Origin of the sequence: Sphingopyxis granuli NBRC 100800, assembly GCF_001591045.1 — a bacterium.
Classification (GTDB): Bacteria; Pseudomonadota; Alphaproteobacteria; order Sphingomonadales; family Sphingomonadaceae; genus Sphingopyxis; species Sphingopyxis granuli.
On the sequence record NZ_BCUA01000145.1, the window covers coordinates 1 to 5,250 of the forward strand.

5 protein-coding genes are annotated in these 5,250 nt (G+C 65.4%); 2 read left to right on the plus strand and 3 right to left on the minus strand.

The window, feature by feature from the left end; translation table 11 throughout:
* Positions 1-120: 120 nt before the first annotated feature.
* From clpS to SGR02S_RS18815, 3 genes are all read right to left on the minus strand, one after another.
* Positions 121-486: an ATP-dependent Clp protease adapter ClpS gene (clpS, locus tag SGR02S_RS18805; RefSeq protein ID WP_067113696.1), complete on the minus strand. Its 366-nt coding sequence runs from the start codon at positions 484-486 to the stop codon at positions 121-123.
* Positions 487-669: 183 nt separating this feature from the next.
* Complete coding sequence (locus SGR02S_RS20740) at positions 670-1,407, minus strand: phasin family protein (protein WP_067113698.1); 738 nt, start codon at positions 1,405-1,407, stop codon at positions 670-672.
* A 122-nt stretch (positions 1,408-1,529) separates the two neighbouring features.
* On the minus strand, positions 1,530-3,341 hold the full coding sequence (locus SGR02S_RS18815) for a PHA/PHB synthase family protein (protein ID WP_067113700.1): 1,812 nt from the start codon (positions 3,339-3,341) through the stop codon (positions 1,530-1,532).
* 115 nt (positions 3,342-3,456) lie between these two features.
* On the opposite strand from SGR02S_RS18815, the gene SGR02S_RS18820 reads away from it, so the two are divergent.
* The gene (locus SGR02S_RS18820) at positions 3,457-4,671 is read left to right on the plus strand and encodes an LL-diaminopimelate aminotransferase (RefSeq protein ID WP_067113702.1); all 1,215 of its coding nucleotides are present in this window, start codon (positions 3,457-3,459) and stop codon (positions 4,669-4,671) included.
* A 76-nt stretch (positions 4,672-4,747) separates the two neighbouring features.
* Positions 4,748-5,227, plus strand: coding sequence for a DUF2721 domain-containing protein (locus SGR02S_RS18825; protein ID WP_067113704.1), 480 nt, complete (start codon positions 4,748-4,750; stop codon positions 5,225-5,227).
* Positions 5,228-5,250 lie beyond the last annotated feature (23 nt).

Genomic DNA, 5,250 nt, shown 5'->3' on the forward strand with positions numbered 1-5,250 from the left:
CGATGCTCTAGTCGCAGTGGAGAGGGTAATGGTGCGCGCATTGCAGCCCATCCCGCTGCGAGTAGCGAGCAAGCTCGCAACCCTCGCTGCCCCTCCCGCATGCGGGAGGGGATGAACCGTTTACGCCTTCTCCAGCGTGCACTGCAGCGGGTGCTGGTTCTGCCGTGCCGCGTCCATCACCTGGTTGACCTTGGTCTCGGCGACCTCGTAGCTGAAGACGCCGCAGACGCCGACGCCCTGCTGGTGGACGTGCAGCATCACCTGCGTCGCGCGCTCGATGTCCATGTTGAAGAAGCGCTGGAGCACCATCACGACGAATTCCATCGGCGTGTAGTCGTCGTTGAGCAGCAGCACCTTGTACATCGACGGCTTCTTGGGCTTCGCGCGCGTGCGCGTCGCGATGCCGACGCCGGGGGTGCCGGGCGCGCCATCGTCCTTGTCCGCCATCGCGTGGACCAGATGCGGGATCGAAGCGGGAAGCATCATCGGGGGAATATCGCAAGCCCAGCCGGAATCGCAAGAGGGAGGGGTGGTTAATTCGCCGCGCCGCAAGGGCCGGCGAAAGCAAGAACCGCCCGCTTCCGAAAGGGAAGCGAGCGGTCTTGGGAGTGTCGGCGCGGGCGGGGAGAGGAGGGGGAGTGCCCGCACCAACCGGGAAGAAAAAGGCCCTTAGGCTGCCTTCATCTTCGAGCTGATGACCGAAACGCGGTTCGAGATCGGCGCGAAGCTGTCGTTCGCCAGCTTGACGACCAGTTCGCTGGTCTTCGAGGTCTGCGCGACGGCGGCGTCGAACGCCTTCTTGCTGTTCTCGGCATAGAGCTTCAGGAACTCGGCCGGCGACTTGACGGCGGTGTAGCCCTTCAGCGCGGCGGTGGTGTCCTCGAAGCTCTTGCGGGCGAAGGCAACGCCTTCCTGGCCCAGCGTTTCGAAGCCCTTGGCCGCGATCTTGCCCGACTCGACGATCGCTTCGATGTTCGCCTTGTTGAACTCGGCGGCCTCTTCGGCGATCTTGCCCGACTTCGCCATCGCATCCTTGGCGCGCTGGTTGAAATCGGCGGTCAGGGTCTCGACGCGGGTCTTGGCTTCGTCGGCGAACTTCTTGACGGTGTCGTTCATGGTCTTGAATCCTTTGGTGGCGGCGGCGACCGGCTTCGGCGCGGCCTTGGGGGCGGTCTTCCTGGCAGCCGCCTTCTTGGGGGCGACCTTCTTGACGGCCGGCTTCGCGGCCTTCTTTTGGACCGGCTTGGCCTTCGCCTTCACGGTCGGGGTCTTGGGCGCTTCGGCCTTCGCGGGCGCCGGGGCGGCGTCTGCGGTCACGGCCGGGGCAACCGGAGTCGCCGGCTTGGCGGCGGTTTCCAGCGTCGCGGCTTCGAAAGCCTTTTCAGCACTGTCCATCTTGGTAGCCATCGAAACAACTCCTTTATGTTGCAGTGCACAATATAGGAGGGAGTCGTCGATTTCAAGAGATTTTTTGTGCGCTGCACAAAAAATTCGTTGCGCCCGTCCGGGGCCGCTATATTCGCGCGATATTACCGCTGCTTGACATAGCGGCCGGGGGCATCCTCGATCGCCTTTTTCTTGCCCTTGCCGGGGATGCGCGCGCCCTTCGCGGCCGTTTTCTTGCCGTCCTGCGCTGCGATCCAGCCGATCCAGTGCGGCCACCAGCTTCCCTTGGTCTCGGTCGCGCCGGCCTCGAACTCGGCGAGCGATTTGGCGTCGTTGTCGCCGGTCCAATATTGATATTTGTGCGCCGCGGGCGGGTTGACGACGCCCGCGATATGCCCCGATCCGGCGAGCACGAAGGTCCTGGGCCCCGACAGATGATCCATCAGCCGCCAGACGCTGGCGAGCGGCGCGATATGATCCTCCCGTCCCGCCTGGATATAGGCGGGGGTCTCGATCTTCCGGAGGTCGACGGGCGTGCCGCACACCGAAAGGCTGCCCGGAAGGACGAGGCGGTTGTCGCGATAGAGATCGACCAGATATTGCCGGTGCCACTTCGCGGGCAGGTTGGTCGTGTCGCCGTTCCAGTAGAGCAGATCGAAGGGCGGATAGTCGTTGCCGAGCAGATAATTGTTGACGACATAGTTCCAGATCAGGTCGCGGCCGCGCAGGCTGTTGAAGGTCGCCGCCATGTAGCGCCCATCGAGGAAGCCCGGCGCCGACAACTGCTGGAGCAGCGCGAGATAGCTATCGTCGACGAACAGCTTGAGGTCGCCCGCGACCTCGAAATCGACCTGCGCGGTGAAGAAGGTCACCGACCTGACCTTGTCCGCCTCGCCCCGCGCCGCGAGCATCGCCAGCGTTGCGGCGAGCGTCGTCCCGGCGACGCAATAGCCGATCGTATGGACGTGCGGCACGCCGAGCAGGTCGCGCACCGTGTCGATCGCATCGACCTGCGCCGCGACATAATCGTCCCACACCACGTCCTTCATCGAGGCGTCGGCCGATTTCCACGACACCATGAACACCGACAATCCCTGTTCGACCGCCCAGCGCACGAAGCTCTTCTGCGGGTTGAGGTCGAGGATGTAGAAGCGGTTGATCCATGGCGGGAAGATGACGAGCGGGACGGTGAAGACCTCCGCGGTCGTCGGGGCATAATGGATGAGCTGGTAGAGTTCGGTTTCGTGGATGACCTTGCCGGGCGTCGTCGCGATATTGACCCCGACCTCGAACGCGTCGGCATCGACATGGCTCAATTGCCCGCGCGCGAGGTCCGCGAGCATGTGCTTCAGCCCCTTGAGCAGGCTTTCGCCGCGCGTCTCGACCGCGCGCTTGATGACCTCGGGATTGGTGATCGCAAGGTTGGTCGGCGACAGCGCCTCGGCGGTCGCCTTCGCCGCAAACTCCAGCTTCGCGCGCGCTTCGGGGTCGAGGCCCGAAAGCTGGCGGGTGGTGGCGAGCATCTGGTCGGACAGCAGGCCGTAGGTCTGGCGAATCAGCGCGAACACCGGGTTCTGTGTCCAGTCGGGATCGGCAAAGCGCCGGTCCTTCGGTGCTTCGGCCGGTGCCGCGGGCGCAAAGGGCGGTTGCAGCGTCGCGAGCGACGACCAGAACTGCACCCCTTGTTCCCACATCCTGGCGCTCTGTTCGGCCCACATCTGCGCCGCGGGGTTTGCCAGCCAGGTGGCGGGGTCGAACGGCGACGCCGCGCCCGCGCTTCCATCCTTGTCGGTCTGCCTGTCAGCCCCGGCCTGTCCCATCGCATGGTCGAGCATCATCTGCTGCGCGCGGGCCATCACGCTCGCCCAATGCTGCATGTCGTCGGGGGAGGGGATGAAGGAGTTCGGCGTCGTGCCGTTGTCGTCCCCGCCCGTATTGCCGCCCGCGTCGCTCATGCTCGTTCCTGCTGGTCAGTGCCGATATTATGCCTATAACAAGCCGCGATGCGGCTGGCGAGATTGCCGCTCGCGTCAAGGCCGAACTTAACGAAAAGGAGTTGTTCTAGTTCCCATGTCCGAGGATGAATTCTATCGCATCAAGCGCTTGCCGCCCTATGTCATCGCCGAAGTCAACGCGATGCGAGCGGCAGCACGTGCGGCGGGCGAGGACATCATCGATCTGGGGATGGGCAACCCCGATCTGCCGCCGCCGCAGCACGTCATCGACAAGCTGTGCGAGGTCGCGCAGAAACCGGACGCTCACGGCTATTCGCAGTCGAAGGGGATTCCGGGGCTGCGCCGCGCGCAGGCCAATTATTATGCGCGCCGCTTCAACGTCGAACTCGACCCCGAAAGCGAGGTCGTGGTGACGATGGGGTCGAAGGAAGGGCTCGCCAGCCTCGCCACCGCGATCACCGGGCCCGGCGACGTGGTGCTCGCGCCGAACCCCAGCTATCCGATCCACACCTTCGGCTTCATCATCGCCGGGGCGACGATCCGCAGCGTGCCGACGACCCCCGACGAGAATTACTGGCGGGCGCTCGACCGCGCGATGGCATTCACCGTGCCGCGTCCGTCGATCCTGGTCGTCAACTACCCGTCGAACCCGACGGCCGAAGCGGTCGACCTCGCCTTCTACGAACGGCTCGTCGCCTGGGCGAAGGAAAACAAGGTCTGGGTGCTCAGCGACCTCGCCTATTCGGAGCTGTATTACGACGGCAACCCGACGCCCTCTATCCTCCAGGTGCCGGGGGCGAAGGATGTCGCGATCGAATTCACCTCGATGTCCAAGACCTACTCGATGGCGGGCTGGCGCATGGGGTTCGCGGTTGGCAACAAGCGGCTGATCGCGGCGATGACGCGCGTCAAATCCTATCTCGACTATGGCGCCTTCACGCCGATTCAGGCGGCCGCCTGCGCGGCGCTCAACGGCCCGCAGGACATCGTCGCGCGCAACCGCGACCTGTACCAGAAGCGCCGCGACGTGATGGTCGAAAGCTTCGGCCGCGCGGGTTGGGAGATTCCCAGTCCGCCGGCATCGATGTTCGCCTGGGCGCCGCTGCCCCCCGCGCTGCGGGACATGGGCAGCCTCGAATTCTCGAAACAGCTTCTGACCCATGCCAAGGTCGCGGTCGCACCGGGCGTCGGCTATGGCGAGGACGGCGAGGGCTTCGTCCGCATCGCGATGGTCGAGAATGAACAGCGCATCCGGCAGGCGGCGCGCAACATCCGCAAGTTCCTGCAGATGCACGGCGTCAATACGCCATCGGTTGCGGCGGGCGGCTGACCGGTGACCGGGCGGGCGGGTCGCGGCCCATGAACGGACAGGACTCCCGGTTCACGGCGGAGCGGCCGGCGTGACGATGGCGGCGGACGCGAGCGCGATCGCGCAGACGATCCAGTTGTCGGTCACCCCGGTGTTCCTGCTGGTGGCGACCGGCAGCCTGCTCAACGTGCTCGCGGGCCGGCTGTCGCGCGTCGTCGACCGTTCGCGGGTGCTGATGGCGCGCTGGCCGGAAACCGAGGGTGATGAGCATGCGCGCGTCGTCGCCGAGCTGCGCGCGGCCGACCGCCGGATGCGGGTCATCAACAATTCGATCCTCGCCGCCGTCGCCTGCGGCATCGTCGTCTGCCTGCTCGTCGCGCTGCTGTTCACCCAGGCGTTCACCGGCCTGAACCTGGGGGTCGCGGCGTCGTGGGCCTTTGCGCTGGCGATGCTGCTGCTGCTCGCGTCGCTGCTGCTGTTCCTCCTCGAGGTGCGCCTTGCCATTCGGGCCATTCAGGTGCCGATGGATTTGCTCGAGGGCGAGGAAGCCGGGTGGCTGCGCCGGTCGCGGCGCTAGACCGTGATGACATCGAATGGAAT